Origin of the sequence: Allonocardiopsis opalescens, assembly GCF_003002095.1 — a bacterium.
GTDB lineage: Bacteria > Actinomycetota > Actinomycetes > Streptosporangiales > Streptosporangiaceae > Allonocardiopsis > Allonocardiopsis opalescens.
On record NZ_PVZC01000001.1, the window covers coordinates 318,697 to 345,669 of the forward strand.

The following is a 26,973-nucleotide window of genomic DNA, read 5'->3' on the forward strand; positions in this document are numbered from 1 at the left end:
CGGTGGGTGCGCCGGTCCGGCCGTGCCGGTGCCGGGCGCGTCGTGGTCTGCTGCCATGGCCGTCGGCGCGCTAGCCGAGCGCGAAGTCCGCGACCCGGATCGGCGAGGGGGTGCGCCCCTGGCTGGGCTCCTGGTAGAGGATCGACAGGACGCCGTCGTCCACCCGGGCGGTGTCCACCAGGACCTCGCCGAAGGCGTCGATGCCCGAGCCGTCGTAGACCTGCCGCCAGTCGCTCCAGCCGCTCGCGGCCGTGGCGGCCAGGATCCGGCCGCCCGGCAGCACCGCGTAGGCGTCGTCGTCGGGTGTGAGCACCAGCCGGGTCCGGCCGAAGGCGGCGACGGGGACCGGCAGCTCGGTCTTGTGCCAGTCGCCGGCGGCGTCGCGGAACAGGTGGAAGGCGTGCGCCCACTGGCGGCGCTGGGCGGCGAAGTCGGTGACGCAGTGGGTGAACCGGCCGGGCACGTAGCTGATCATGACGTGCGGGCGGCCGGCGGAGTCCACGGCCTGCGACTCCTGGTTCATCAGGGCCTGGTCGATGTCGAGCGGGTCCACGACGTGCCCGGGGGTGTTCACCGAGACCCGGCGGTTCGTGCCGGTGACCGCGGCGACGGCACCGTTGTCCGTACGCCAGGTGCGGCCCGCGTCGTCGCTGTAGACGTAGCCGGTGTCGTGGTTGGACAGCCCGCCGGGGTGGCACAGGATGTCGCCGCCGGCGGCGGTCTCCCGCCAGGTGAAGGAGGCGTGCAGCCGCCCGGCGCCGTCGTAGCCGATGCCGTGCAGGTACATGTTGCGGTTGGCGCTGACGCTGCCGTTGGCGTGGTAGTCGCCGTCCGGCGAGGTCCAGGCGCCCAGGTGCCGCCAGGAGCCGCCGCGGTACTCGGCCAGCTCCAGGGTGCCGTCACCGGAGCCGCCGGTGCGGTAGCTGAACTGGAGGTCGCCGGACGGGGTGGGGATGAAGCGCGGGTAGCTGATGCCGCCCAGGTCGACGCCGCCCAGGTCGCGGCGGACCGGCCCGAAGGCGGCGGCGTTCCAGCCGGAGTTACCGGGCCGGTCCACCAGGCCGGCGCTGGAGCGCAGGTAGTAGATCGGGGTGTTGTGGGTGTCCATCGCCACGTGCAGCCGGCCGTCGCTCTCGGAGATCCCGAGCGAGATGCTGTTGTGGGAGTCGTCGGCGCTGAGGCGGTGCGGCAGCCGGACGGTGGTCCACGGCGATCCGGGCGCGCGCAGGTCGCGGCGGGCCACCACGGCGGTGCGGTCGGCGGTGTACCAGGCGGCGTACTGGCGGCCGCCGTGGGTGAGGATGCCCTCCTGCTGGTAGGAGGCGTTGTTGACCAGCCCGTCGTAGGAGACGAAGTACAGTGCCCGCTGGTCCAGGGTGGTCGAACCCAGCGGGGTCACCCCCACGGCGGCCGCGCCCGTGGACGCGGTGTCCGCCGCGGCGGGCACCCCTGCCGGTGCGAGCAGCGCCGCCGCGAGCGCGGCGGCCGCGGCCGGCCGGCGCAGGCGTGCGAAGGTCGTGCCGTTCATCGGTTCACGCTCCCCATCCGGCCTGCGCGCCGCCGACGCGCTCGGCCGCGATCCGCTCGCCGTACCCGGAGCGGGCGTAGGCCGCCATCGGGTCCGGGTCGAGCCCGTCCTCGGCCCGCAGCTCTGCCAGCAGCGGGCGCACATCGGTGTTGTAGGCGTCCATCAGCACGGAGTTGGCGCCGAGCACGTCCCCGGCCGCCTGGGCCTTGGCCAGGGCGGCGGCGTCCACCAGCAGCGCCTTGGCCGTCGCCTCCTGCACGTTGAGCACCGAGCGGATCTGGCCGGGGATCTTCGGCTCGATGTTGTGGCACTGGTCGAGCATGAAGCACACCCCGGCGCCGGGGGAGCCGTCGGGGCCGGGCCCTTCGGGGAAGGCGCCGCCGCGCACCACCTCGTGCATGATGCGGAACAGCTGGAAGGGGTCGGCCGCCCCGGCCATCAGGTCGTCGTCGGCGTAGAAGCGGCTGTTGAAGTCGAAGGCGCCGAGCTTCCCGGCGCGCAGCAGGAAGGCGACGATGAACTCGATATTGGTGCCGGGGGCGTGGTGGCCGGTGTCGACCACCACTTTGGCGCGCTCGCCCAGCCGCAGGCAGTGCGCGTAGGCGGTGCCCCAGTCCGGCACGTCGGTGGTGTAGAAGGCCGGTTCGAACAGCTTGTACTCCAGCACCATCCGCTGGTGCGGGGCGAGCCGGGCATAGACCTCGTCCAGCGCGTCGGCCAGCCGGTCCTGGCGGGCGGCGATGTCGTCCTGGCCCGGGTAGTTGGTGCCGTCGGCGAACCACAGCTTGAGGTCGCGCGAGCCGGTCGCGTCCATCACGTCGACGCACTCGAGCAGGTGGTCGACGGCCTTGCGCCGCACCCGGGGGTCGGGGTTGGTGACGCTGCCGAGCCGGTAGTCGTCGTCCTGGAAGACGTTGGCGTTGATGGTGCCGATCCGCACGCCCGCCGAGGCGGCGTGCGCGGCCAGCGCCGCGTAGTCGTCCACCTCGTCCCACGGGATGTGCAGGGCGACGCTCGGCGCGATGCCGGTGTACCGGTGCACCTGGGCGGCGTCCTCGATCTTCTCCTCCGGGGTGCGCGGCACACCCGGCTGGGCGAAGACCTTGAATCTGGTGCCGGAGTTGCCGAACGCCCACGAGGGCAGCTCGATGCTCTGGGTGCGCAGCGCGGCCTTGACGGCGGCGGCGCGCTCGGATGTGGTGTCGGGCATCGCTCGGGTCCCCGCTCCTCGATGCTTGGTGGTGGTGCGTCGGGTCGGCCGCGCGGCGGCGGCCGCTTCAGTCCAGGTGGAAGACCTCGTCCAGTGGGACCATCGCCTCGTCGGCGCGGCCGCCGTGCACGAAGAACTCGGCCATCTCGGCCTGCCAGCGCGCGTTGACCTCGGTGGCGGCCATGGCGGCCTGCGCCGCCGCGAAGTCCTCGGTCTCCAGGTAGCCGACGAGCAGCCCGTCGTCCCTGAGGAAGAGGGAGTAGTTGCGCCAGCCCGCCTCGCGCAGGGCGGCGCGCATCTCCGGCCAGACCCGCTCGTGCCGGTCCCGGTACTCGGCGAGCCGGTCCGGCCTGACCTGCAGCAGGAAGCACACGCGTCGCACGCCGCCCCGCCCCTCTCGGCTAGAAGTCGAAGTCGTCGATGTTGTCGGCGTCGAACACGGTCGGCGGGCCGAGCACGACCTCGCCGTTCGCGCCGACCTCGTACTCGCCGAGCCGCCCGGCGGTGAAGGTCTCGCCCTCGGCGCCGGTGATCTGCCCGGCCGACAGGGCGGCGCCGGCCCACGCGGCCAGGTAGCCCAGGTCCTCGGGGTTCCACAGCGCGAAGGCCTCGACGGTGCCGTCCTCGACGTACTCGCGCATCTGGTTGGGCGTGCCCAGGCCGGTCAGCGCGACCTCGCCCCGGTACTCCGAGCCGCTGAGGTAGCGGGCGGCCGCGGCGATGCCCACGGTGGTGGGGGAGACGATGCCGGCCAGGTCCGGGTAGGACTGGAGCAGGCCCTGGGTCTCCTGGAAGGAGTCCTGGTCGTCGTCGTTGCCGTAGGCGACGGTGACCAGCTCGATGCCCTCGTACTCGGGCCGCTCCAGCTCCGCCTCCATCAGCTCGATCCAGGCGTTCTGGTTGGTGGCGTTGGGGGTGGCCGACAGGATGGCGATCTGGCCCTCGCCGCCGATCTGCTCGCTGATCAGCTCGATCTGGGTCTGCGCGATGCCCTCGGCCGACGCCTGGTTGACGAAGAGGTCGCGGCAGGCGGGGTCGGTGTCGGAGTCGAAGGTCACCACGGTGGCGCCCGCCTGGCGGGCCTGGTTCAGCGCGCCGCAGATCGCGTTGGGGTCGTTGGCGGCGGTGACGATCACGTCGGTCTGCTGCTGGCTGAGGGTGTTGATGTAGCTGACCTGGGAGGACGCGGTCGCCTCTGAGGGGCCGACCTCGCGGTACTCCCCGGCGTACTCGGTGACGGCGGCCTCGCCGCCGGCGTCGGCCACCGTGAAGTACGGGTTGTTGAGCTGCTTGGGCAGGAAGGCGACGGACAGCCCGGCCGGGATCTCGGCGTTCGGGTCGGCCTGGCCGGTGGCCTGCGGTGCGGCCTGGTCCTCGGCGTCGCCTCGGGTGGTGCCGCCGCAGGCCGCGCTCGCCAGCAGCAGCACCAGTGCGGTGGCGGCGGTCGCTCCGGTGCGCACGCGGTCGATGGTCATGAGAGCTCCCTGGTCGGGCCGGAGGTGGACGGCTGGGTCGGGACGGGCGGGTCTGCGGCCGCCCCGGGGGCGGGTCGGTCCGCGGGGCGCCGCCGGCCGCGCAGGGCGGCGAGCGCGTTGGGCGCGAGCACCGACGCGATCAGCAGCGCGCCGGTGACGACGGTCAGCGCGTCCTCGGCCACGTCGGCCAGGCGCAGCGCGTTGCGGATGGTGCCCAGCAGCACCACCCCGGCGAGCACCCCGGGCAGGGCGCCCCGGCCGCCGAAGATGGACACGCCGCCCAGCAGGACGGCGGCCACCACCGACAGCTCCAGGCCGTAGCCGTTGTCGGCGCGGGCGCTGGCGTACTGGAGCGTCCAGAAGACGCCGGCCAGCCCGGACACCGCTCCGGCGGTGACGAAGAGCCAGAACTTGGTGCGCAGCACCGCGATCCCGGCGAAGGCGGCGGCCTGGCCGCCCGCGCCGATCGCGTACAGGGCACGGCCGACCGGGGTGGCGTGCAGCACCACTCCGAAGGCGACGGCGAGCAGCGCGATGGCCGCGGCGATCCACGGGATCGGGGTGCCGGGGATCGGCGTCGTGGCGGCGCCGGTCCAGGAGAAGGGGAAGTCGGCGACGGCGCGGTCGCCGAGCACGACGTAGGCCAGGCCCCGGTACAGCGCCATCGTGCCGATCGTGACAGCCAGGGAGGGCAGCCCGGCCACCGTCACGAGCAGGCCGTTGACCGCGCCGAGCACGGCCCCGAGCACCACGCACAGCACCACGATCAGCTCCAGCGGCAGCCCGGCCACCCACAGGTGCCCCATGACCGCGCTGGTGAGGCCGAGGGTGCTCGCCACCGACAGGTCGATCTCACCGGTGATGATGATCAGCGTCATCGGCAGCGCGATCAGCGCGACGGCGGCGATGTCCAGCACCAGGAAGCCGGCGTTGCGGCCGCTGGCGAAGCCCTCGACGGCGAGGCTCGCCGCCAGCACCGAGACCGCGAGCGCGGCGATGACGGCGGTGTCCCAGCGGGCGAACAGGCGGCGGTCAAGCGCCACGGGGCGCACCTCCCCTCAGCCGCCGCGCGGTGCGGACCGCGAGCAGCCGGTCCAGGCCGATGGCGGCGAGGATCAGCAGGCCGACGACGGCCTGCTGCCAGAACGGGTTGATCCGCAGCACCGCGAGCGAGGTGCCGATGGTGGTCAGCAGCGCGGCGCCCAGCGCCGCGCCGTACACGGTGCCGCTGCCGCCGAAGATGGCGACGCCGCCGACCACGGCGGCCGCCACCACCTGGAGTTCCAGGCCGGTGCCGGCGGTGGCGTCCACCGTGCCGAAGCGGGCCGCGTAGATCACCCCGGCCAGCCCGGCGAGGGCGCCGTTGACGACGAAGGCGGCGAAGACCCTGCGGCCGACGGGGATGCCCGACAGCAGCGCCGCGGCCGGCTCGGAGCCGATCGCGTACAGCTCCCGTCCGCTGCGGTAGGAGCCGAGGTACCAGCCGGCCGCCAGCACCACGGCCAGCGCGGCGAAGGCCAGCACCGGCACGCCGAGCACGGTCGCGGTGCTCAGGCCGAGGAAGGCGTCGGGCAGGTCGGCGGCGTTGATCTGCGCGCCCGACGCCCAGGAGTGGTCGACGCCGCGGAAGACGTAGAGGGTGCCGAGCGTGACCACCAGGGCCGGCACCCGAGCCGCCGCCACCAGCGCCCCGTTGAGCGCCCCGCACACCGCGCCGAGCGCGGTGCCGGCGGCCACGGCGACGAGTACCGGGAGGTCCGGGAAGGCGACGAACAGCGATCCGGTGGCGAAGGCCGACAGCCCCAGCACCGAGCCGACCGACAGGTCGACGTTCCTGGTGATGATCACGATCGTCTGCCCGACGGCCAGGATCGTCAGCACCGTCGCGCCCAGCAGCAGGTCGCGGACGCTCTGCGCCGTCAGGAAGCGCGGGTTGGCGGCCGCGGTGACCGCGACCAGCAGCACCAGCGCCAACAGGATGCCCAGCTCGCGCACCTGCCGGACGCGCCGCACCTTGGTGGCCGCGCGGCCGTTGGCGGCGGGCGCGGCGGGTGGCGCGGCCGCGGGGGCGGTCGGCTCAGCCACGCGGTCCACCTCCGTTGTCCACAGGGCGGATGCGCTCCAGCGGTGTTGTCCACAACCGGTGGGTAGCCCTCGCCCCGGCGCACGGAAGTGCGGGAAGATGGATGTGGGGTCGCCCCCCTGGGCGGGAGGGGGCTCGGTCCTGGGTGGGGGGTGGCTCGGGGCCGGTGCTCGGCTCAGGCATCGCGGCCGCTCCCTTCGCGGACGGGCGATGCGGTGGCCGCGCGCATGACGCTCTCCTCGTCGGCCTCGCTGCGGGGGATGTCGGCGGCCAGGCGGCCCTCGTGCATGACGAGCACCCGGTCGGCCATGCCCAGCACCTCCGGCAGCTCGCTGGAGACCATCAGCACGGCCAGGCCGCGTCCGGCCAGCTCCGACAGCAGCCGGTGCACCTCGGCCTTGGTGCCCACGTCGATGCCCCGGGTGGGCTCGTCCACGATCAGCACTTTCGGCTCGGTGGCCAGCCACTTGGCCAGCACGACCTTCTGCTGGTTGCCGCCGGACAGGGTGGCGACGGGGTCGGCGGGGTCCGGCGCCTTGACACGCAGCCGCTCGGTCCAGGTGCGGGCGAAGGCGCGTTCGGCGCGGCCGCTCAGCCAGCCGAGGCGGCTGAGCGCCCAGCGCCGGGTCAGCGCGGCGTTGCGCTGCACCGACAGGTCCATCACCAGGCCCTGCTGGCGGCGGTCCTCGGGCACCAGAGCCAGGCCCGCCGCCATCGCGGCCGCCGGGCGCCCCGGCGGCAGCGGCCGCCCGGCCACCCGCACGGTGCCGGAGTCGTAGCGGTCGATGCCGAAGACGGCGCGCACCACCTCGCTGCGCCCGGCGCCGATCAGCCCGGCCAGCGCCACGATCTCGCCCGCCCGCACGGTGAAGCCGACGTCGGAGAAGACCCCGGCGCGGCTCAGCCCCTCGACCTCCAGCAGCACCTCGCCGGGCTCGGTCTCCTCCTTGGGGAAGAGCGCGGCGACCTCGCGCCCCACCATCGCGCGCACCACCGTGTCGGTGTCCAGGCGTTCGACCGGGTCGGTGGACACGTGCGCGCCGTCGCGCAGCACGGTGATCCGGTCGCACAGCGCGAAGACCTCGTCGAAGCGGTGCGAGATGAACAGCACGGCCGCGCCGCCGTCGCGCAGCGAGCGGACCACCGCGAACAGCCGCTCCACCTCCACCCCCGACAGCGCGGCGGTCGGCTCGTCCATGACCAGCACCCGCGCGTCCAGCGACAGCGCCTTGGCGATCTCCACGAGCTGCTGGTCGGCGATGGACAGGCCGCGTGCGGGCCGGTCGGGGTCGATGCGCACGCCGAGCCGGTCGAAGAGGGCGGCGGCGGCCGCCCGGGTGGCGGCCCGGTCGATGCGGCGCAGCCGCCCCAGCGGCTGGCGGCCCATGAAGATGTTCTCGGCCACCGACAGGTCGGGGAAGAGCGTGGGCTCCTGGTAGATGACGGCGACACCCGCGGCTCGCGCGTCGGCCGGACCGGTGAAGCGCACCGGGCGCCCGTCCACCTCGACGTGGCCGGTGTCGGGGCGGTGCACTCCGGCGAGCGTCTTGACCAGGGTGGACTTGCCGGCGCCGTTCTCGCCCACCAGGGCGTGCACCTCGCCGGCGCGCAGCCGGAGCGTCACGTCGCGCAGCGCGTGCAGCCGCCCGAAGGACTTGCCCACCGAGACCAGCGCGACCGGCGGAGGCGCCGGTGCGGCGGTCGGCCGGGGTTCGGCCACGGCTCCCTCCCGCTGCTGAGAGTATTAAAAACGTTTTAAGTTGAGGGGACCATAGATCGGTGCGCCCGGGGACGTCAAGGGCTTGCGCCCGGGTTGAGGTCGTGTTACGCGAGCCGGTCCGGTGTGAACGGGCGATTAAACTGGTCGCGGCGGCCGGAGCGCCGGTGGCCGCCGGTCACAGCCGATTGATACGTTTTAATCACGGTGGCGCCCCGGTACGCCGCCGATACCCGACCGCGCCAGCCGGCCGGCCGACCGGTCACGAGAGGGGAGGCGGCCGATGCGCCCCACGGTCGGCATCAGGGAGGTCGCCGAGCGCGCGTCGGTGTCCCCGGGCACCGTGTCCAATGTGCTGAACCGGCCCGAGCGGGTCGCCGCACCCACCCGCGCCCGCGTCCTGGCCGCCATCGACGAACTCGGCTTCGTCCGCAACGGCTCCGCCAGCACCCTGCGCGCCGGGCACAGCCGCGCCGTCGGCCTGATGGTGCTGGACATCGCCAACCCCTTCTTCACCGAGGCGGCGCGCGGCGTCGAGGACGTCATCAGCGAGCGCGGCTACGCCCTGATGCTGTCCAACTCCGACGAAGACGCCGTCAAGGAGCGCCGCAACCTGCGGATGCTGGCCGAGCAGCGGGTGCAGGGCCTGCTGGTCACCCCGGTGGACGACGAGGCGCCCGAACTGCTCGCGCTGCGCGAGCGCGGCGTCTCCGTGGTGCTGCTCGACCGGCCCGGCGCCCGCCCCGACCAGTGCTCGGTGGCCGTTGACGACGTGGCCGGCGGCCGGCTGGCCGTGGAGCACCTGCTGCGGCTCGGCCGCCGCGACATCGCCTACGTCTCGGGGCCGCCCGGCATCCGCCAGTGCGACGACCGCCGCGAAGGCGCCCGCAGGGCCCTGGACGGCGCCGACGGCGCCCGGCTGCGCGAGTTCGCCGCCGAGGGCATGAACGTGCGCGGCGGCCTGGACGCCGGCCAGCGGCTGCTGGCCGGCCGGCGCACTCCCGACGCGGTGTTCTGCGCCAACGACCTGCTCGCCCTGGGCGTCATGCGCGCCCTGCTGCGGGCCGGCGCCCGGGTGCCCGACGACGTCGCCGTGCTCGGCTACGACGACATCGAGTTCGCCGCGGCCGCCGCCGTACCGCTCAGCTCGGTGCGCCAGCCCACCTACCAGCTGGGCCGCCTCGGCACCGAGCTGCTGCTGGACGAGTGCGAGAACCCCGACGGCCACGCCCACCAGCAGGTCGTCTTCCAGCCCGAGCTGGTGGCGCGCGACTCCACGGGCTGACGGGCGGCCCGCGGCCGCCCGTCCCGCACCCGGCGCCTCACGGCTCGCGGCGCTCCCCGCTGTGCGCGCGGCGCTCCTTGGCCTTGCGCCGCCGGCCGCCCACCACGGTGAGCACGGCGCCGACCGCGGCCATCGCCAGATAGGCGACGGGCGGCAGATCGGCCACCAGGTGGACCACTCCCATGTCCCGGTCCCAGAAGGCCGGCCCGGCGAAGCCGAGCACTCCCTGGATCAGCAGCACGATTCCGGCGATCTCCACCATGGCGGTCCCCCCTCCGCGGCCCCTTCGGACCACCCTTCCAGGCTGCCGGACGCGCCCGCCCAGCGCGTCAGGCCGGAGAGGTAATCCGGCCTGGGTCGAAGGATGTACGGCGCGGTGCCCCGGCTCAGGCGTGGCTGCGAGTCCAGGTGACGAGGGTGGCGGGGTCGGTCGTGTTCCCTCATGTCGGCCCCTCGCGCCGGTCGTCCGTCAGTGCCGGGGGTGAGGGCGGACGGGGCTGGATCGGACGCAGGGCGGCCCCGCCGAACCCATCCCGGACTCCGCCAGGTCCGCGGCAGCCTTCGGTCTGCGGGATCACTGCGTGCGGGCGCGGTCGAGGATGCCCAGAGTCAGGTCGGGTTCGAGGTCTTCGAGGTTCCATGCGTCATCCCGGTGGGCGTGGTTGCTGACCCAGAACGCCATCGCGCCGTCGTCCGGGGCCATGGCGTAGTTCGCCAGTGACCACCCGTTGCCGCCGTCGTGCCAGGCGATCCGGCCGTCCTCGGTGTCGCGGACGACCCAGCCGTAGGCGTAGGACTCACCCAGCTCGGGGATCGGGGCGTGCGGGGCGAAGAGTTCGGCTCTGGCGCTCTCCGGGAGGACGGTGCCGCCGGTCAGGGCGCGGTGCCAGCGGAACATGTCGCGGGCGGTGGACACCATGCCGCCGTTGCCGCGCAGGTTCCAGTGCGGGCCGTCCTCCGCCCACGGATGGTCGTACGGCCGGCCCTGGCTCCGCCCTTGGGCGTCGTACTCCACAGCGACCTGGCCGCGGTCCCATTCGGGCAGTACGTATCCGGTGCTCGTCATACCGGCCGGCGCGAACAGGTGCCGCTCCAGGAACCGCTCGTAGCCGATACCGGAGGCCGTCTCCACGATCGCGGCGAGCATGCTGTAGCCCACGTTGGAGTAGTGGAACTCCTCTCCCGGTCGTGACCGCAGTTCGGAGGAGAGCGCCTGGGTGAGCATGGCGTCGCGGGACATGACGTCGTAGTCGTCGCCGAGTCCCTCGACCAGTCCCGCCGTGTGGGTGAGCAGGTGGTGCACGGTGATGTCCCGCTTGTCGTCGGGGACCGGGCCGAGGTAGGTGCTGATCGGGTCGGTGACCCGCAGCTCGCCCATCGCCTCCAGCCGCAGGATCGCGGCCGCGGTGAACTGCTTGGTGATCGACATGATGTCGTAGGCGGTGTCGCAGCTCGCCGGAATCCTCTCCTCGCGGTCGGCCATGCCGAAGCCCTCGCAGTAGAGGATCTGGTCGCCGCGTGCGGCGATGACCGTGCCGCCCGGCCCTTCCGGTAGCGTGCGGGCGAGGAAATCGGCAACGGATTCGGTGGTGGGTTCAGCGGCGGGCTCGGGCGGTGCGGGTGAGCACGCGGTGATCCCGAGCACGACCAGCAGCACGCCGGCGCGGACCCGGCACATGTGACCTCCTCAGCAGTGGCTGTCGAGCGGTCACACACTGATCCCGGTCAGCCGGGCTGATCAACAGGTTCGGCTGTTCGGGTTCGTGCGGAACGCTGTACAACCAGCTCACCGCGTCCACCACAGGAGCTTCTGATGACCACTACGCCACCGATCACCCCGCCGCCGTCGCCGTCGGCGGCCATCGACGAAGCGTCGTTCGTCGCCGAGCTGCGGCGGCTGAGAACCTGGTCCGGCCTGAGTTTCCGGCAGCTTGAGCGTCGGGCGTCCACCGCCGGGGACGTGCTGCCCTCCTCGACCGCCGCCACCATGCTCGGCAAGAACCGCCTCCCCCGTGAAGACCTGCTCGTGACCTACGTCCGGGCCTGCGGCCTCGACGGCGACGACCTGAAGCAGTGGGTGATCACTCGCGCCCTGATCGCCGCCGGAACCCCGGCCACTCCGGCCGCGGTCAGCGCGCCAGTCCACCACCCGACGCCCCCGCCGCGACCGGCGTCCCGGTGGCGCCCGGCGATCGCGGCAGCGGCACTCGCCCTCGCCTTCGCCGCCGGTGCGGTCCTCACCGCGAACGCCGGAGCCGACTCGATCGTCAACGAGGAGACCGTCGTCCTCTCCCCGTGAGCCGCCGACCCTCACCCGTCACCCGAGCGCGTGCCGCCCTCAGCCGACAAGGCCGAGGGCTCACAGCAAGGCCTGACTACAGCGCGTCGGTCTTCACGGCGCGCACGAACGCGTTCCACTCCGCGGCGTCGACGGTGATGTGACCGGCCGCGCGGTTCTTGGTGTCCCGCACGTCGGCACGGTCGGCGTGCCCGCGGACCTCAACGCAGTTCGACGCGCCGCTGCTGTAGGCCGATTTGTGCCACTGCCTGTTGTTCATGGTCAGGTCCAATCCGTCTCGTTCCGGAGCGCATCCAGCGATGCCGCTGGAGTCGGGGCGAACTCTTGGAGGGCTGTGAACACCGACCTCCAGGCTGTAACAAGAGCCCCCGGCCAACAAGGCCAGGGGCTCCGGGACCGGACGAGTGTTACAGGGCGTCGGTCTTCACCGCGCGCACGAACGCGTTCCATGCCGCCGCGTCGACGGTGATGTGACCGGCCGCGCGGTTCTTGGTGTCCCGTACGTCGGCACGGTCGGCGTGCTCGCGGATCTCGACGCAGTTCTCGGAGCCGTCGCTGTAGGAGGACTTGTGCCACTCATTCACTGCTGATCACCTGTATTTCTTTCCTAAGCGCATCGCGGGACGCCTCAGGGGTGAGCGCCGCGCTCTGGAGGGCCGCGAAGAGCATACGCCAGTGTGCTACGTGCTGAGGTGAACTCGTGACCTGCCCCTCAAGGCGGGACTCGACGTACCCCACCTCCTGGCCTGTATCAGTGGTGATCAGTTTAAACACTCCGCTGTCGCCTGGGTGGCGCGGAGATCCCGCCGGGATGACCTGGAAGGTCAGTCGGTCGCGGTCTACCAGGTCCAGGATGAAAGACAGCTGCTTCAGAGCCACCTCGTCACCACCGTAGCGCCGTTCGAGCAGGGAGCTGTCCACGACCAGCCACAAGTGCGGGGTGGAAGACGATGTCACGGCTTCCGCGTACGCGGCCCGCTCCGCAGCGCGACGCGACCGCTCCTCAGCGCTGATCCACGGCGTTCCGAGTCGCATGCAGGCTTCCACATAAACCTGGGACTGTAGGTGAGCGGGCCAGGTGAGCACTTGGTATTCATACACGGCCTCGGCGTGCAGAATTGTGGTGGCGATCTCTTCGATGTACGCCGGACGTCCCGATCCGGTCAATCTCTCCCAAAACGTCCTAAGCTCGCCGTCCGCATCGAGAGCATTGTCCAATGCGGACAGCATGGCCTTGGTGGGAGATCGTTTTCCGGTCTCCATGTTCGATATGTGGGATGAGGTGACACGGACGGCCTTGCCTAACTGTTCTTGTGACAGTCCGGCATCGTCTCGCCGTCTACGCAACTCTTGTCCGAAAAGTCTGGATGCGGTGGGCCGCTTCGTGCTCATGCGCAGATGAGATCACAGCTTGCAACCATTCGCAACAGCTCCTTTCAAGTTCTGACTTGGTCCCCACTCATACGCTCGGAAGATCACTCCCTATCCAGTTTTCAAACTCTACGTGGCACGCTGCTCAGCACCGGAAATTTTCGCGTGGCGAACACAAGAAACCCCGAGCGGTTTGGCACCCGCCCGGGGCATGGCCACCAGCTGAAGCGATAGGGAGCTGATGACATGAGGAAGCTTATCCGGGCATGGATGCGGCGGGCACAAGGGCGCCATCACACGGGCGATCCGCTGGAGAGCGGGCGGCACGCTCGCCCGGCGGTGCCGGACCGGGCGCCGTCCTGGCCGCCGGTCACACGGCGCGTGTCGGCTGGTGAGTCGACCGAGTTGCTTCCGCTGGACCAGTACGTCCCGCACGGCTGTCCGGCGATGGTGCGCCCATACCTGGTCGCCCATGAGCGTGCGATCGCGCAGTACCAGCACGACAGTTCGGCAGCGCTGGCCGGGATGGCCGTGCGGTGATCACCATCAGCGGCACCAGGTCCCCGGCTCCGGGCGTAGCCGTCCACTCGTTCCCGGGGGTGGCCGCTTCCGTGGCCGAAGCGCGGCATTGGACGCGTCAGCGGCTCGCGGCTGAGGGGATCGCCGGTGATATGGCCGACACGGCGGTACTGCTCGTGTCCGAAGTGGCCACCAACGCGTGTGTGCACACCGCCTCGGGCACCCCTGGCGGCCGGTTCCGGCTCCGTGTCGAGCGCACCGAGTGGGGCGTGCGGGTGGAGTGCGAGGACCAGGGCGCCCCGATCGGAACCCGCCTCGGCTACACCATGAGCGACCCATGCGCCATCGGCGGCCGAGGACTGGCGCTGCTGGCGGAACTGGCCGACGCCTACGGCGACCGGACCACCGCCACCGGCCGCACCGTGTACTTCGAACTCCACCGGCCACCCGAACGTTCGCCCCGGCCGCCCGTCCAGCGCGGCGCGCCCTGAAACGTCCCGGCCGCCGGGGTCGAGCGAGCCGTGCGCCCTCGTCCTGCCCCGGTGGGGCGCACGGCCGACAGGGGGAGGCTCCTCCGGCGGCCGGGACCACCACACCACTCAGTCCTGTCCTGGCCGCGCCCGCGGGCGCCCTGGCAACGAAGGAACCGCACCGATGCCCGCCGCCTACATCCCGCTGGGGGAGGCCGCCCGGCTGTCCGGCCGCTCTCCGCAGGCGCTCAAGGCGATGGCCGACGCCGATGAGGTGTTCGCCGCCTTCATCAGCGGCCACTACTGGTTCGATCCCGAACGGTTGCCGGAGCGGCCGCCGCTCCCGGAGGAACCACCGGGCGAGCTGCCCGAGCTGATGACCGCCCAGGAGGTCGCCCGGCTGTTCCGGGTGCACCCGAAGACCGTCACCGCCTGGGCCCGCCAAGGAGTCCTGCCCTACATCCGCACCCTGGGCGGCCACCGCCGCTACGCGGCCGAAAGCGTCCGCAGGCTCCTCGATGAGCAGCACGTCCACGATCCGCGAGAAGAACACACCCCCGACACCCAGAAGGACGGCGAACCGTGACCGAACCGACCCCGCCCCACGGCCACCAGCCCGCCTATCACGGCCCGGAGATCGTCTCGGCGCTGCCCGCGCCCCCCGAACAGTGCTTTTTGATGTGGATCGCCACCACCCCACCGGACGGCTACCCGGGCACCGAACCCGTCGGCATCACCACCGATCCCGATCGGATGCTCTACACCACCGAACTCACCATCCAGGCCGTCACCGACCAGTTCCGCACCTGGCTGCTGGCCCACGGCGAGGCCCACCCCACCGGCCACGCCTGGCTCCACCTCCAGCACCTCACCCCCACCGACCACCCCGACACCCACCGGTTCCACGGATTCACCCTGGCCATCCCCCGGTTGTCGGAGATCGTCATCCCCTAGCCGACCGGCGTCCGGGCGGCGTCGGGGCAGGGGGCGCCGTCCAGGGCGAAGCAGGCGACGTGGTGGTCCTCATCGACGGCGGCCAGCGGGTCGGGGCCGCCGTCGGGAAGGCGCTCGTGGTAGGCGCAGCGGCGCTCGGCGCCGGCGTCGCGGGCGCGCAGCTCGGCGTCGACCTCCGCCCAGGTCTTGTGCAGTTGCGGGACGGAGCTGAGCAGCCGCCGGGTGTAGGGGTGCAGCGGGTTCGCGAAGACGCGCCGGGTGGCGCCGCGCTCCACCACGGAGCCGCCGCGCAGGATCACCGTCTGGTCGCTGACGTAGTTGCCCAGCGAGAGGTCGTGCGTGATGAACAGGATGCCCAGGCCGCGCTCCTTGAGGTCGGCCAGCAGGTTCAGCACGTCGATGCGGGTGGAGGCGTCCAGCATGCTGATGATCTCGTCGGCCACCAGCAGCTCGATGTCCAGCAGCAGCGCGCGGGCGATCAGCAGCCGCTGCAGCTGGCCGCCGCTGAGCTGGTGCGGGTACTTGCCCAGCACCTGGGCCGGGTCCAGCCGCACCGTGCGCAGCGCGGCGTCGAGCTTGGCCCGCCACTCGGCGGCCGGGACGGCGGCGAAGTACTCGGTGCGGATCATCTCGAAGACGCGGTCGGCCTTGAACACCGGGTTGTAGGAGCTGAACGGGTCCTGGAAGACCCCCTGCACCCGCCGGTAGTACTCCTTCAGCTCGCCGGTGCGCCGGTACCGGGAGATGTCGGCGCCGTCGAAGCTGATGGTGCCCGAGGTGATCCGCGAGGTGCGCAGCACCATCTTGCCGATGGTGCTCTTGCCGCTGCCGCTCTCGCCGATCAGCGAGACCACCTGGCCGGGGCGCACCTCGAAGCTGACGTCGCCGACGGCGCGCAGCTGCTCGCCGCCGAAGGAGCCGACCCGGTAGACCTTGGAGACCCGGTCGAGTTTCAGCATGCTCAGGCCTTCCAGCAGGCGACGGAGTGGTCCGGTTCGACCTCGGCGAAGGGCGGCTCCTGCTCGCACTTGTCGAAGGCGAGCGGGCAGCGGTCGCGGAAGCGGCAGCCCGCGGGCGGGTCGAGCAGGGCCGGGGGGCTGCCGGGGATGCCCGACAGCCGCCGCTCGCCGTGGCTGACGCCCACCTCGGGCAGCGCTGAGATCAGCATCCGGGTGTAGGGGTGCCGCGGGGAGTTCACTACGGTCTTGGCCGGCCCCTTCTCGGCCAGCCGCCCGGCGTACATCACCGTGATCGTGTCGGCGATCTGGTTCACCAGGGCGACGTCATGGGTCACGAAGATCATGCTCTTCACGAAGCCCCGGTCGCGGAAGCCGGCCAGCGTCTCGGCCACCGCCCGCTGGTTGGACACGTCCAGCGCCGAGGTGACCTCGTCGGCGATCAGCAGCGAGGGGTCCAGCAGGGTGGACAGCACCATCACCGTGCGCTGCTTCATCCCGCCGGACAGCTCGATCGGGTAGCGGCCGAGCACCTGCTCGCCCAGCCCGACCAGCTCCAGCCGGCGCACCAGCTCGGGCCGGAGCGCGCGGAAGCGCTCGCCGCGCGACTCCAGCAGGTCGGCGATCATCCGGCCGACCTTGCGGGTGGGGTTCATCGCGCTCATGGCGTACTGCGGGATGAGCGAGACCTCCCGGAAGCGGAAGTCGTTCATCCGGGCGGAGTCGCGCACCGGCAGCTCGGCGCCGTCCAGCTCGACCGTGCCGCTGACGTAGCGCATCCGCCCGTCCAGCTTGATCAGGCTCTTGCCCAGGGTGGACTTGCCGCTGCCCGACTCGCCGACCAGCCCGGTGATCTCGCCGTCGGCCAGCTCGAAGTCGGCGCCGTCCAGGGCCTTCACGTCGCCGGCGAGCGTCCGGTAGTACACGCGCAGGTCGCGCACCTTGAGGCTCATCGGGTCACGTCTCCCTGAGCTTGGGGTTGAAGACCTCGTCCAGGCCCACGTTCATCACGTACAGGGCGCCGACGATCGCGGTGATGCCGAGGCCGGGCGGGACGAACCACCACCACATGCCCAGCTGCAGCGCGCCCCAGTTGACGGCCTGGTTCATCATCAGCCCGAGCGAGGTGCCGTCGGTGGGGCCCAGGCCGATGAAGTCGAGCCCGGCCGCGATCAGCACCGCGCCGCCGAACAGCAGGATGAAGGTCATGAACAGGTAGGAGCTCATGTTAGGCGCGATGTCCCGGAAGATGATCTTCCAGCTGCTCCGGCCGCTGAGCCGGGCCAGGTCGACGAAGTCGCGCGAGCTGAGCGAGAAGGTCTGCGCCCGGATGGACCGGGCCGCCCACGGCCAGGAGGTGAGCCCGATGAACAGCGACTGCACCGCCACCCCGCGCGCCTGGAGGTAGGCGGCGACGATGATCAGCACCGCCAGGGTGGGCAGCACCAGCACCACGTTGGTGATCATGTTGAGCACCTCGTCCACCCAGCCGCCCCGGTAGCCGGCCACGAAGCCGACCACCATGCCGACCGCGAAGGCCACCCCGCCGCCCAGCAGCCCGACCAGGAAGGTGGAGCGCAGGCCGTGCACGAACTGCGCGTAGACGTCCTGGCCGAAGCGGGTGGTGCCCAGCCACAGCTCCGCCGAGGGCGGCGCCCCCTGCGGGCCGATGTCGTACTCGTTGGGCCCGTGCGGCAGCAGCATCGGCGCGAACAGGCCGACCAGCAGGAAGAACAGCACGATCACCAGGCCGGCGACGAGCTTGCCGTTGCGCAGCGCGAAGTAGGCCAGCTCGCCGCCCCGGCGGCCGGCCGGCGCGGCCGCCGCGAGCGGCGCCCCGGCCGGGACCGCCGCGTCGGGCGGGGCGCCGCCCCCGCCGGGCGCCGGGCCCGCCCCGGTCGGCGGCCCGGCCTGCTCGGTGCTCATGCGGCGCCTCCCTGCATCTGGATCCGCGTGCGCGGGTCGACCAGCACGTAGACGATGTCGATGATGAAGTTGGCGATCAGCACGCCGACGACGATGAACATGAAGGCGCCCTGCAGCAGGAAGAAGTCCTGGTTCCTGATCGCCTGCAGGATCAGGTAGCCGAGCCCGGGATAGGAGAACACGATCTCGGTCAGCAGCGAGCCGGCCACCAGGGTGCCCAGTTGGAGCGCGAGCCCGGTCAGCTGCGGCAGCATCGCGTTGCGGAAGGCGTACCTGCGCACCAGCCGGCGCGGCGCGCCCAGCGCCTCCAGGTAGTTGGAGTAGTCCGACTCCAGCTCGTAGATGATCATGTTCCGCATGCCGATCGCCCAGCCGCCCAGCGCGACCAGGAAGAGCGACAGGAACGGCAGGAACCAGTGCTGGAGCAGGCTGCCGACGAACTCGGGGGTGGCCGAGGGCGTCAGCGCGAAGCTGTAGGCGCCGCCCACCGGGAAGAGCCCGGCCACGATGCCCAGCCCCCAGGCCAGCAGCAGCGCCAGCCACATGTACGGGGTGGCGGTCAGCACGTAGCCGACCGGCAGCACGGTGTTGTCCAGCCAGCGGTTGCGGGCGGCGTAGGCGCCGAACCAGTTGCCCACCACCCAGCTGAGCAGGATGGCCGGCAGCAGCAGCGCCAGGCTGTAGGGCACCGCGCCGAGGATGATGTCGCCCACCGGCTGCGGGAAGAGCCAGATGCTGATGCCCAGGTCGCCCCGGGCCAGCGAGGCCCAGAAGTTCAGGTACTGCTGCCAGAGCGGCACGTCGAGGCCGAACAGCCGCTCGTAGTACGCCTGCATGGCGGCCGACGCCTCGGGCGACTGGAGCGAGGCCCGCGCCAGCCTGCTCTGCACGGGGTCGCCCGGCATGAAGCGCGGGATGATCCAGTTGACGGTCATCGCGATGAAGAAGGTCAGCGCGTAGACGAAGAGTTTCCTGCCGAAGTAGCGGCGCAACGGTCCTCCTAGCGGGCCGGTCGGGACAGGCCCGGCCGCCCGTGGCGGGCGGCCGGGAGCGGTCCGTCGCGGCTAGCCGCCGGAGGCGGGCTGGAGTTCGGTCAGCATCAGGATGCCGCCGAGTTCGTGGTAGTTCGCCCACAGGGTGGGGACGTAGTTGTTCTCGGTCTCCGCGGAGGGCCAGTTCGTCCAGACGGACGTGTTGACCTGCGACCACATGCCGTTGTACCAGAGCGGGATGATCGGCATCTCCTGGAGCTGGATCTCCTGGATCTCCGCGATGATGTCGGTCATCGCCTCGGGGTCCTCCACCGGGGTGGTGGCCAGCTCCTCGACCAGCGCCCAGGCCTCCTCGTTCTCGTAGCGGCCGAAGTTGACGGTGCTCTGCGACTCGCGGACCGGCAGCTGGAAGATGTAGTCGTAGTACGTCCAGGGCGTGCTGCTGATCTGCCGCTCGTTGTTGAGGATCAGGTCGAAGTCGCCGCTGACGCGCTGGTCGACGATGGCGTTCTCGTCGGGGAAGTCCGCGGTGATGTTGATGCCGGCCTGCTGGGCGCTGTCGGCGATCACCCGGCTGGCCTCCATCCAGTCGGTCCAGCCGCTGGGCACCGCCAGGGTCAGCTCGATCGGCTCGCCCTCGGGCGTCTCCACGAAGCCGTCGCCGTCGGTGTCCTCGTAGCCGGCGTCGGCCAGGATGGACGCCGCCTCCTGGGTGTCGAAGGAGAAGCCGTGCTCGGCCACCACGTCGGCGTCGACGTACTGCTCCCAGTTGGGCAGCAGGCCGGTGGGGTCGGCCGCCTGCACGATGTCGCCGTAGACCCCGCTGACGATCTGCTCGGTGTCGATGGAGAAGGCCAGCGCCCGGCGGAACTCGGGGTCGTCCATCGGCTCCCTGGTGGTGTTGGGCACCAGCCAGGCGGTGTTGGCCGACAGCATGTACGGGGCTTCGGGGTAGTACGAGGCGACGTCGTCGTTGCTCTCCAGCACCTGCGCGATGCCGGGCAGGAAGTTGTTGCTGAGGTCCAGGCTGCCCTGGAGCACCTGGCCCAGCGCGGCCTCGTTGCTGGGGTTGACGATGTCGACGATGTAGCTCGGGCCGACCCGCAGGTCCAGCGCCTCCTGCGCCCACCACTCCTCGTTGCGCGACCAGACCTGGCGGTCCTGGCCGTGGGTCTCGTAGACGTAGGCGCCGGTGCCGACGGGGGTCTCGTTGGCGCCCGCGCTGATCTCCTCCTCGGTCCGCTCCGCCCACAGGTGCTGCGGCACGATGGCGTTGCCGTAGAGCCAGAAGGCCCACTGCTGGTAGCGGGGCTCGGAGAAGTCGACCACCACGGTGCGGTCGTCGGTCGCCTCGACGTTCTCGATCGTCTGCCAGACGTTGTGGTACGGGATCGACTCCAGCTCGCCGAGGCCGATGGTGAAGGCGACGTCGTCGGCGGTGAGCGGCTCGCCGTCGGTCCACTGCACGCCCTCGCGCACGGTGATCTGGTAGGTGTCGTCGTCGGTCCACTCGCCCGACTCGGCCAGCCACGGGATGTACTCGTCGGCCTGGGGGTCGTACAGGAACAGCGTCTCGTACACGAGGCCCTTGGTACCGGCCGCGTGCTCCCAGGTCATCAGAGGGTTCCAGTTGGCCGGCGGTCCCCACAGGGAGCCGCTGACGAACAGGGTCTCCTCACGGGGGTAGGAGCCGGGGGTGCCGCCGGCGCCCCCGCTGCCGCCGGTGCAGCCGGCCGCCACCAGGGCGGCCGCGGCCGCCACCGCCAACCCGGCCTTCGCGGTGCGCCGTCCGCGCACTGCCCGCGCTCGTCTCATCCTTGCCTCCCACCGGGCCCACACCGCTGCGCCCGGCCGTCCGTGCGAATGTTCGCGTTCCTGGCGTCGGTTCCGGTCGGCTGCGCTCCGTACCGACGAGTGTCCCTGCTCCGCATGCGCAGGCAGCAGTGATACAGATCACCCCGAGTGGGGGACAGCCCATCACTAAACCGGTTCAGTGTCAAGAGGGGCGGTTGGGGCGGCAGCGGTCCGGCGGTGGGGGCGGCGGTCCGGGTTCCGCGGGGGCGGCGGGCGGCGGCGCAGGTCCCGGCCGGGCCGCGCCCGGGCGGCCGGGCGCCGGGCGCTCGGTCGCGCTTCTGCCGGACATGCTCGTGGGCTTCCGAGGACCGTCGCCCTAAAGAGGCTGACTAACGAACTTGAAAGCTGAACTTATGATTGACGACCGCCGAAAGCCCGTTTACCGTCCCCACCATGGGAGTGAACGAGGTCACAGAGCCGGGCCCGGGACGCGGCACCGCCCCGACCGGCGGTGCTGCCCCGTCCGACCCGGCCGGCGCCGGCGGCTCCGGCCAATCCCGTTCCTCCCATCGTCCGCAGGCCCCCCAAACCTCCGAGCCCGCGCCGCTGCTGCGGATGACGGGCATCGAGAAGTCCTTCCTCGGCGTGCGGGTGCTGCACGGCGTCGGCCTCGACCTGCGCGCGGGCGAGGTGCACGCCCTGGTCGGCGAGAACGGGGCGGGCAAGTCCACCCTGATGAAGGTGCTGGCCGGCGTGCACCGGCCCGACGCCGGCCGGATCGAGCTGGACGGCGCGCCGGTGCGCTTCGAGCACCCGCTCCAGGCCCAGCGGGCCGGGGTCTCCACCGTCTTCCAGGAGTTCAACCTGCTGCCCGAGCGCAGCGTCGCGGAAAACGTATTCCTCGGCCGTGAGCCGCGCAGGCGCGGGCTGGTCGACGGGCGCCGGATGACCGCCGACACCGAGGCGCTGCTGGGCGAGCTCGGCATCGAGCGGCTGGACCCCGGGGCCAGGGTGCGGAACCTGTCCGTCGCCGAGCAGCAGGTGGTGGAGATCGTGAAGGCGGTCTCCCGCGACGCCCGCATCATCTCGATGGACGAGCCCACCGCCGCGCTGGCCGGGGCCGAGGTCGAGCTGCTGTACCGGCTGGTGCGGCGGCTGCGCGAGCGCGGCGTCGCCGTGCTGTACGTGTCGCACCGGCTGAAGGAGATCTTCGAGCTGGGCGACCGGATCACCGTGCTGAAGGACGGCCGGCTGGTCGACACCGCCGACGTCGCGGCCAGCACCCCCGACGAGCTGGTCAGGAAGATGGTCGGCCGCCCGATGTCGGCCTTCTTCCCCGACCGGGCGGCCGGGGCCGCGCCCGGACCGGTGCGGCTGCGGGTCGAGGGCGGCGGCAACGAGCAGCTGGACGGCATCGACCTGGAGCTGCGCGGCGGCGAGATCGTCGGCCTGGCCGGGCTCCAGGGCAGCGGCCGCACCGAGCTGGCGCAGGCGCTGTTCGGCATCGGCCGCTTCACCCGCGGCCGGATGTGGGTCGACGGGCGGCCGGTACTGCCCCGCTCGCCGCGCCAGGCGGTGCGGGCCGGGCTGGCCCTGGTCAGCGAGGACCGCAAGGCCGAGGGGCTGGCGCTGAACCAGCCGGTGCTGGCCAACGCCCGGATGGTGCTGGACGCGGTGCTGCCCGGCTCGGCCGGCCGCCGGGCCCGGCGGGTGCCCGAGATCCTGAGCTCGCTGGAGCTGGTCGCCCGCGGGCTGGACCAGGAGGTGCGCTTCCTGTCCGGCGGCAACCAGCAGAAGGTCGTCATGGCCAAGTGGCTGGCGACCGAGCCGGCCGTGATGGTGCTGGACGAGCCCACCAGGGGCGTGGACGTCGGCGCCCGCCAGGCGCTCTACACCCGGGTGCGCGAGCTGGCCGACGCAGGAGTGGCCGTGCTGCTGATCTCGTCGGAGCTGTCGGAGGTGCTGGGCATGGCCGACCGGATCCTCGTCCTGTACGACGGCCGGATCGCCGGAGAGCTGCCCGCCGGGGCGGAGGAGGAGGCCGTGATGGCACTGGCGACCGGCCGCGCCGCCCGAGGGGCGGCGCGGTGAGCGCACAGGGCACCGCCGCGCCGCCGCGGCCCGAGCCGCCGCGGCCCGCCGCGGCCGCGCGGCCGCGGCGCCGCGGGCCGAGCAGCACGCAGCTGGTCTACCTGGCGCTGGGCATCATCCTGGTGGTCGGCGCGGTGCTGCTGGCGATGCGCGGCGGGAACCTGTTCAGCACCGGCAACCTGGTCGACATGCTCACCAGGTCCAGCCTGCTTGGCTTCGTCGCGATCGGGCAGACGCTGGTCATCCTCTGCCGCTCCCTGGACCTGTCCGTCGGCTATGTGGTGGCGCTGTCCAGCCTGGTCGCGGCGACCACGATGGCGGGCGACCCGGCGCGCATCCCGCTGGGCATCGCGGCCGCGCTCGCGGTGGCGGCGCTGGTCGGGCTGGCCAACGGCCTGGTCGTCACCAAGCTGCGGGTGAACGCCTTCATCGCCACCCTGGGCACCGGGCTGATCATCCGCGGCTACCTGGACACGCGGTACCAGGGGCCCGCGGGCGAGGTGCCGGCCGCCTTCCAGGTCTTCGGCTACAGCAGGATCGGCTTCGTGCCGGTGTCGACGGCGGTGATGCTGGGCGTCGCGGTCGCCGGGATCCTGCTGCTGCGCCGCACCCGGCTCGGCTACCACATGTTCGCCGTCGGCGGCGATCCCGAGGTGGCGCGGCTGTCGGGCATCCGCACCGACCGCACCATGATCATCGCGCACGTGCTCTGCTCGGTCGCGGCCGGGCTGGCCGGGCTGCTGCTCGCCTCGCGCTTCGGCACCGGCAGCGCGCTGGTCTACGACTCCGGCTACGACCTGGAGTCCATCGCGGCGGTGGTGCTCGGCGGCACCTACCTGATGGGCGGCAGCGGCGGGATCGCCGGCACGGTCGCCGGGGTGCTGATCCTGGCGGTGCTCGACACGGTCTTCAACGTGCTGGCCATCGACCCCTTCTTCCGGGACGTGCTGCGCGGCGTGATCATCATCGCCGCCGTCGCGCTGTACGCCCGCAGCCAGTTCGCCAAGCGGGCCAGCCGGGTCCGCTTCCCCAAGGCCGGTCCGGGGGACCGGGCGGCCGGGCGGGCGCCCACCCGCGCCGAGCAGGAGCAGGAGGTCCGGCAGTGACGGTCGACCAGGCACCGGCCGGGCCGCCGCCCGGCGCGCCCACGCCCCCGGCCGAGCGGCCGGCGGCGCCGCCCGCGCTGCGCTTCCTCGGCGGCGCGAGCGGACCCGTGTTCGTGCTGCTCATCCTGATCTTCGCCGGGATCTTCACCCTCAACCCGAGCTTCGCCGAGCCGCCCTCGATGATGTTCTTCCTCCGGCAGGCGGCGCCGCTGATCGTGCTCGCCATCGGCCAGTACCTGGTGATCGTCTCGGGTGAGTTCGACCTCTCGGTCGGCGCGCTGGTCGGCGCGCAGGTGGTGATCGCGGCGGCGCTGATCGACGGCGAGGAGGCCCGCACCCTGCCGGTGCTGGGGGTGATGCTGGTCTTCGGCCTGATGGTGGGGCTGGTCAACGGGCTGATCACCACGCTGCTGAAGGTGCCGTCGATCATCACCACCCTCGGCACCATGCTGGTGCTGTCGGGCGCGATCCAGCTGTGGACCGGCGGGGCGCCCACCGGCGCGCTGTCGGAGTCCTTCCGGGTGGCGGGCCGGTTCGGTATCGAGGACGTGCCGGTGCTCGGCCAGCTGCCGTGGGCGCTGCTCATCCTGGTGGCGGTGGCCCTGGCCGCGCTGGTGCTGATGCGCTCCTCCTACGGGCGCACTTTGGTCTCCGTCGGCGACAACGAGACGGCGGCCGCCTTCGCCGGCGCCCGGGTGTGGCTGGTGCGCACCGGCGCCTTCGTGCTCTCCGCCCTGCTGGCCACGCTGGCCGGCGTGCTGATCGGCGGCTACGCGGGCGTCACCGCGCAGGTCGGCGACGGCCTGGAGTTCGCCGCCATCACCGCCGTGGTGCTGGGCGGCGTGGTGCTCGGCGGGGGCCGGGGCACCGTCGTGGCGGCCATGGCGGGCGCGCTCGCCGTGGAGGGTCTGTTCACCCTGTTCAACCAGCTCAGCCTGCCGTCGACCATCCGCCCTTCGGTACAGGGCCTGATCATCATCGCCGCCGTCGCCTACGCCGCGCGGCAGGGCTCGCTGCCCTGGCAGCGGACCCGTCCGCGCGCCCCGCGCACTGTCCAGCCCACCAGGAGGTAACGATGCGTTCGGCCCGTACCCCGCTCGCCGCGGCCGCCGGCCTCGCCGCCGCGGCCCTCATGCTCGCCGCCTGCACCACCGACGCCCCCACCGACACGATCGACGCCTCCCCCGAGGAGTCGGCCGCCGCCTCCGAGGGGGACTGGTTCGACCAGGCGGAGTACGATCGCCAGCTCGCCCAGCGCGACATCGAGCCGGAGGGCCCGGCCGACCAGCCCTGGCTGCAGGCCATCGAGCCCGAGTGGGTGGACACCGAGGAGTACGCCGTGGAGGGCGGCGACCACACGGTCTGCTTCTCCAACGCCTCGGTCTCCAACCCCTGGCGGGTCACCGGCTTCATCACCATGCAGCAGCAGGTGGCGGTGTACGAGGAGAGCGGCGACATCGGCGAGTTCCGGGTGTCGGACGCCGGCGACGACGACAACCAGCAGATCTCCGACATCCAGGCCTTCGTGGAATCCGGCGACTGCGCGGCCATCATCATCTCGCCGTCCACCACCGCCACGCTGACGCCGGCCGTGGAGGCCGCCTGCGACAGCGGGGTGCCGGTGATCGTCTTCGACCGCGGCGTTAACACCGACTGCGCGGTCACCTTCATCCACCCGATCGGCGGCTACGCCTACGGCGCGGACGCGGCGGAGTTCCTGGTGGACAACCTCGAACCCGGCTCCACCGTGCTGGCGCTGCGCATCCTGCCTGGGGTGGACGTGCTGGAGCACCGCTGGGCCGCCGCCCAGCAGATTTTCGGCGCCAGCGAGCTGGAGGTGCTCGGCTTCGAGTTCACCGGCGGCGACGCCGCCCAGATCAGGGACACCGTGGAGCAGTACCTGCAGCGCGGCGAGGTCGACGGGATCTGGATGGACGCCGGCGACGGCGCCGTGGCCGCCGTGGAGGCCTTCGAGGACACCGGCAACCCCTACCCGGTCTTCGCCGGCGAGGACGAGTTGGGCTTCCTGCGCAAGTGGGAGGAGACCGGCATGACCGCGATCGCCCCGGTCTACTCCAACTTCCAGTGGCGCACCCCGATCGTGGCCGCGATGCGGATCCTGGACGGCGAGCAGGTGCCCTCGGAGTGGGTGCTGCCGCAGGAGCCGGTCACCGAGGAGACGCTGCCCGACTACCTGGAGCGCAATGCCGACATGCCCAGCCTGCACTACGCCCAGTTCGGCGGCGAGGACCTGCCGGGCTACCCGGAAGCCTGGCAGGACCGGTGAGCGCCCCCGACACCCCCGCCGGGCACCCGATCGGCGTCAACACCTGGGTCTGGGTCTCGCCGCTGACCGACGCCGAGCTGGAGCGGCTGGCGCCGCGGGTCCGCGACTGGGGCTTCGACGTGATCGAGCTGCCGGTGGAGAACCCGGGTGACTGGGACCCGGCGCGCGCCGCGCGGCTGCTCGACGGGCTCGGCCTGGCCGCCACCGTGACCCTCGTGATGGGCGAGGGCCGCGAGCTGGTCGCCACCGACCCGGCGACGGTGGACCGCACCCGCGACTACCTGCGCCGGGTGGTCGACGCCGCCGCGACCGTCGGTGCGCCGGTGATCGCCGGCCCCGCCTACGCCTCCGTCGGCCGCACCTGGCGGATCGCGGCGGCGGAGCGGCGGGACCGCTACGCGGAGCTGGCCGACGGGCTCGCCCCCGTCGTCGAGCACGCGCGGGCGGCCGGGGTGCGGGTGGCGGTGGAGCCGCTCAACCGCTACGAGACCAGCCTGCTCAACACCGTGGACCAGGCGCTTGAGGCCCTGCGCGGCCTGCCGGAGGACGGCTGCGGGCTGCTGCTGGACGTCTACCACATGAACATCGAGGAGACCGACATCCCGGCGGCCATCGCCCGCGCCGCCGGGCGCATCGCCCATGTGCAGGTCTGCGCCAACGACCGGGGCGCGCCCGGCGCCGACCACCTGGACTGGCCGGCCATCCTGCGCGCGCTGGACGGCGCCGGCTACACCGGGCCGCTGGTCATCGAGTCCTTCACCGCCGACAACGCCACCATCGCCACGGCCGCCTCCATCTGGCGGCCGCTGGCCGCCAGCCAGGACGCCATCGCCGTGGACGGCCTCGCCCACCTGCGCCGCCTCACCGGGACCGCCCGCACTCCGGCCCGGACCGGCTGACCGCCCCCTGA

Annotated in this window: 28 protein-coding genes; 11 read left to right on the forward strand and 17 right to left on the reverse strand. The window is 72.3% G+C overall.

Annotation, left to right across the window (positions count from 1 at the left end):
• Positions 1–70: 70 nt before the first annotated feature.
• The 7 genes from CLV72_RS01375 to CLV72_RS01405 all read right to left on the reverse strand — a co-directional run bounded on the left by CLV72_RS01375 (position 71) and on the right by CLV72_RS01405 (position 7,959).
• Positions 71–1,528, reverse strand: a complete 1,458-nt coding sequence (locus tag CLV72_RS01375; protein WP_106237830.1) for a BNR repeat-containing protein — start codon at positions 1,526–1,528, stop codon at positions 71–73.
• A gap of 4 nt (positions 1,529–1,532) precedes the next feature.
• Positions 1,533–2,738 (reverse strand): L-rhamnose isomerase, encoded by a 1,206-nt coding sequence (rhaI, locus tag CLV72_RS01380; RefSeq protein ID WP_106237832.1) that lies wholly within the window; start codon positions 2,736–2,738, stop codon positions 1,533–1,535.
• Between the two features lie 67 nt (positions 2,739–2,805).
• Positions 2,806–3,120, reverse strand: a complete 315-nt coding sequence (locus tag CLV72_RS01385) for an L-rhamnose mutarotase (protein WP_106237835.1) — start codon at positions 3,118–3,120, stop codon at positions 2,806–2,808.
• A gap of 19 nt (positions 3,121–3,139) precedes the next feature.
• On the reverse strand, positions 3,140–4,213 hold the full coding sequence (rhaS, locus tag CLV72_RS01390; protein ID WP_106237841.1) for a rhamnose ABC transporter substrate-binding protein: 1,074 nt from the start codon (positions 4,211–4,213) through the stop codon (positions 3,140–3,142).
• The gene (locus CLV72_RS01395; protein ID WP_245929802.1) at positions 4,210–5,256 is read right to left on the reverse strand and encodes an ABC transporter permease; all 1,047 of its coding nucleotides are present in this window, start codon (positions 5,254–5,256) and stop codon (positions 4,210–4,212) included. The genes rhaS and CLV72_RS01395 overlap by 4 nt, the downstream gene beginning before the upstream one ends.
• Positions 5,246–6,298 (reverse strand): ABC transporter permease, encoded by a 1,053-nt coding sequence (locus tag CLV72_RS01400; RefSeq protein WP_245929803.1) that lies wholly within the window; start codon positions 6,296–6,298, stop codon positions 5,246–5,248. Before CLV72_RS01400 ends, CLV72_RS01395 begins: the two co-directional genes overlap by 11 nt.
• 173 nt (positions 6,299–6,471) lie before the next feature.
• The gene (locus CLV72_RS01405; protein ID WP_106241014.1) at positions 6,472–7,959 is read right to left on the reverse strand and encodes a sugar ABC transporter ATP-binding protein; all 1,488 of its coding nucleotides are present in this window, start codon (positions 7,957–7,959) and stop codon (positions 6,472–6,474) included.
• Positions 7,960–8,296: 337 nt separating this feature from the next.
• On the opposite strand from CLV72_RS01405, the gene CLV72_RS01410 reads away from it, so the two are divergent.
• The gene (locus tag CLV72_RS01410) at positions 8,297–9,298 is read left to right on the forward strand and encodes a LacI family DNA-binding transcriptional regulator (protein WP_106237849.1); all 1,002 of its coding nucleotides are present in this window, start codon (positions 8,297–8,299) and stop codon (positions 9,296–9,298) included.
• Positions 9,299–9,335: 37 nt separating this feature from the next.
• Here the strand turns inward: CLV72_RS01410 and CLV72_RS01415 are convergent, their stop codons facing one another.
• Positions 9,336–9,560, reverse strand: coding sequence for a hypothetical protein (locus CLV72_RS01415; RefSeq protein WP_106237853.1), 225 nt, complete (start codon positions 9,558–9,560; stop codon positions 9,336–9,338).
• Between the two features lie 312 nt (positions 9,561–9,872).
• Positions 9,873–10,976, reverse strand: a complete 1,104-nt coding sequence (locus CLV72_RS01420; protein WP_106237857.1) for a serine hydrolase domain-containing protein — start codon at positions 10,974–10,976, stop codon at positions 9,873–9,875.
• A gap of 135 nt (positions 10,977–11,111) precedes the next feature.
• On the opposite strand from CLV72_RS01420, the gene CLV72_RS01425 reads away from it, so the two are divergent.
• Positions 11,112–11,597 carry a helix-turn-helix domain-containing protein gene (locus tag CLV72_RS01425; protein ID WP_106237861.1) on the forward strand — a complete coding sequence of 162 codons (486 nt, stop codon included), beginning with the start codon at positions 11,112–11,114 and terminating at the stop codon, positions 11,595–11,597.
• A gap of 76 nt (positions 11,598–11,673) precedes the next feature.
• Here the strand turns inward: CLV72_RS01425 and CLV72_RS01430 are convergent, their stop codons facing one another.
• From CLV72_RS01430 to CLV72_RS01440, 3 genes are all read right to left on the reverse strand, one after another.
• Complete coding sequence (locus CLV72_RS01430) at positions 11,674–11,868, reverse strand: DUF397 domain-containing protein (protein WP_342755645.1); 195 nt, start codon at positions 11,866–11,868, stop codon at positions 11,674–11,676.
• A 136-nt stretch (positions 11,869–12,004) separates the two neighbouring features.
• Positions 12,005–12,181 carry a DUF397 domain-containing protein gene (locus tag CLV72_RS01435; RefSeq protein WP_106237865.1) on the reverse strand — a complete coding sequence of 59 codons (177 nt, stop codon included), beginning with the start codon at positions 12,179–12,181 and terminating at the stop codon, positions 12,005–12,007.
• The gene (locus CLV72_RS01440) at positions 12,174–12,989 is read right to left on the reverse strand and encodes a helix-turn-helix domain-containing protein (RefSeq protein ID WP_106237868.1); all 816 of its coding nucleotides are present in this window, start codon (positions 12,987–12,989) and stop codon (positions 12,174–12,176) included. The genes CLV72_RS01435 and CLV72_RS01440 overlap by 8 nt, the downstream gene beginning before the upstream one ends.
• Positions 12,990–13,214: 225 nt before the next feature.
• Here CLV72_RS01440 and CLV72_RS01445 point away from each other — a divergent pair, with 225 nt between their 5' ends.
• From CLV72_RS01445 to CLV72_RS01460, 4 genes are all read left to right on the forward strand, one after another.
• Positions 13,215–13,508: a hypothetical protein gene (locus CLV72_RS01445; protein ID WP_106237871.1), complete on the forward strand. Its 294-nt coding sequence runs from the start codon at positions 13,215–13,217 to the stop codon at positions 13,506–13,508.
• A gap of 71 nt (positions 13,509–13,579) precedes the next feature.
• Complete coding sequence (locus CLV72_RS01450) at positions 13,580–13,978, forward strand: ATP-binding protein (protein ID WP_170140838.1); 399 nt, start codon at positions 13,580–13,582, stop codon at positions 13,976–13,978.
• A 163-nt stretch (positions 13,979–14,141) separates the two neighbouring features.
• The gene (locus CLV72_RS33850) at positions 14,142–14,543 is read left to right on the forward strand and encodes a BldC family transcriptional regulator (RefSeq protein WP_425428004.1); all 402 of its coding nucleotides are present in this window, start codon (positions 14,142–14,144) and stop codon (positions 14,541–14,543) included.
• Positions 14,540–14,911, forward strand: coding sequence for a hypothetical protein (locus tag CLV72_RS01460; protein ID WP_106237878.1), 372 nt, complete (start codon positions 14,540–14,542; stop codon positions 14,909–14,911). The genes CLV72_RS33850 and CLV72_RS01460 overlap by 4 nt, the downstream gene beginning before the upstream one ends.
• Here CLV72_RS01460 and CLV72_RS01465 read toward each other — a convergent pair.
• From CLV72_RS01465 to CLV72_RS01485, 5 genes are all read right to left on the reverse strand, one after another.
• Positions 14,908–15,870: an ATP-binding cassette domain-containing protein gene (locus CLV72_RS01465; protein WP_106237882.1), complete on the reverse strand. Its 963-nt coding sequence runs from the start codon at positions 15,868–15,870 to the stop codon at positions 14,908–14,910. The genes CLV72_RS01460 and CLV72_RS01465 overlap by 4 nt on opposite strands.
• Positions 15,871–15,872: 2 nt before the next feature.
• A complete protein-coding gene (locus CLV72_RS01470; protein ID WP_106237886.1) occupies positions 15,873–16,820 on the reverse strand; it encodes an ABC transporter ATP-binding protein in 948 nt (315 codons plus the stop codon).
• Positions 16,821–16,824: 4 nt separating this feature from the next.
• Positions 16,825–17,793: an ABC transporter permease gene (locus CLV72_RS01475; RefSeq protein WP_106237890.1), complete on the reverse strand. Its 969-nt coding sequence runs from the start codon at positions 17,791–17,793 to the stop codon at positions 16,825–16,827.
• Positions 17,790–18,785 (reverse strand): ABC transporter permease, encoded by a 996-nt coding sequence (locus CLV72_RS01480; protein ID WP_106237894.1) that lies wholly within the window; start codon positions 18,783–18,785, stop codon positions 17,790–17,792. Before CLV72_RS01480 ends, CLV72_RS01475 begins: the two co-directional genes overlap by 4 nt.
• Positions 18,786–18,857: 72 nt before the next feature.
• Positions 18,858–20,600, reverse strand: a complete 1,743-nt coding sequence (locus tag CLV72_RS01485) for an ABC transporter substrate-binding protein (RefSeq protein WP_106237897.1) — start codon at positions 20,598–20,600, stop codon at positions 18,858–18,860.
• 594 nt (positions 20,601–21,194) lie between these two features.
• Here CLV72_RS01485 and CLV72_RS01490 point away from each other — a divergent pair.
• From CLV72_RS01490 to CLV72_RS01510, 5 genes are all read left to right on the forward strand, one after another.
• Positions 21,195–22,670, forward strand: a complete 1,476-nt coding sequence (locus CLV72_RS01490; protein ID WP_106237900.1) for a sugar ABC transporter ATP-binding protein — start codon at positions 21,195–21,197, stop codon at positions 22,668–22,670.
• Between the two features lie 92 nt (positions 22,671–22,762).
• Positions 22,763–23,776, forward strand: a complete 1,014-nt coding sequence (locus CLV72_RS01495) for an ABC transporter permease (RefSeq protein ID WP_245929898.1) — start codon at positions 22,763–22,765, stop codon at positions 23,774–23,776.
• 77 nt (positions 23,777–23,853) lie between these two features.
• Positions 23,854–24,849: an ABC transporter permease gene (locus tag CLV72_RS01500; protein ID WP_245929899.1), complete on the forward strand. Its 996-nt coding sequence runs from the start codon at positions 23,854–23,856 to the stop codon at positions 24,847–24,849.
• A 2-nt stretch (positions 24,850–24,851) separates the two neighbouring features.
• Positions 24,852–26,063 carry a substrate-binding domain-containing protein gene (locus CLV72_RS01505; RefSeq protein WP_106237905.1) on the forward strand — a complete coding sequence of 404 codons (1,212 nt, stop codon included), beginning with the start codon at positions 24,852–24,854 and terminating at the stop codon, positions 26,061–26,063.
• On the forward strand, positions 26,060–26,962 hold the full coding sequence (locus tag CLV72_RS01510) for a sugar phosphate isomerase/epimerase family protein (protein ID WP_245929804.1): 903 nt from the start codon (positions 26,060–26,062) through the stop codon (positions 26,960–26,962). The genes CLV72_RS01505 and CLV72_RS01510 overlap by 4 nt, the downstream gene beginning before the upstream one ends.
• Positions 26,963–26,973: the final 11 nt, after the last annotated feature.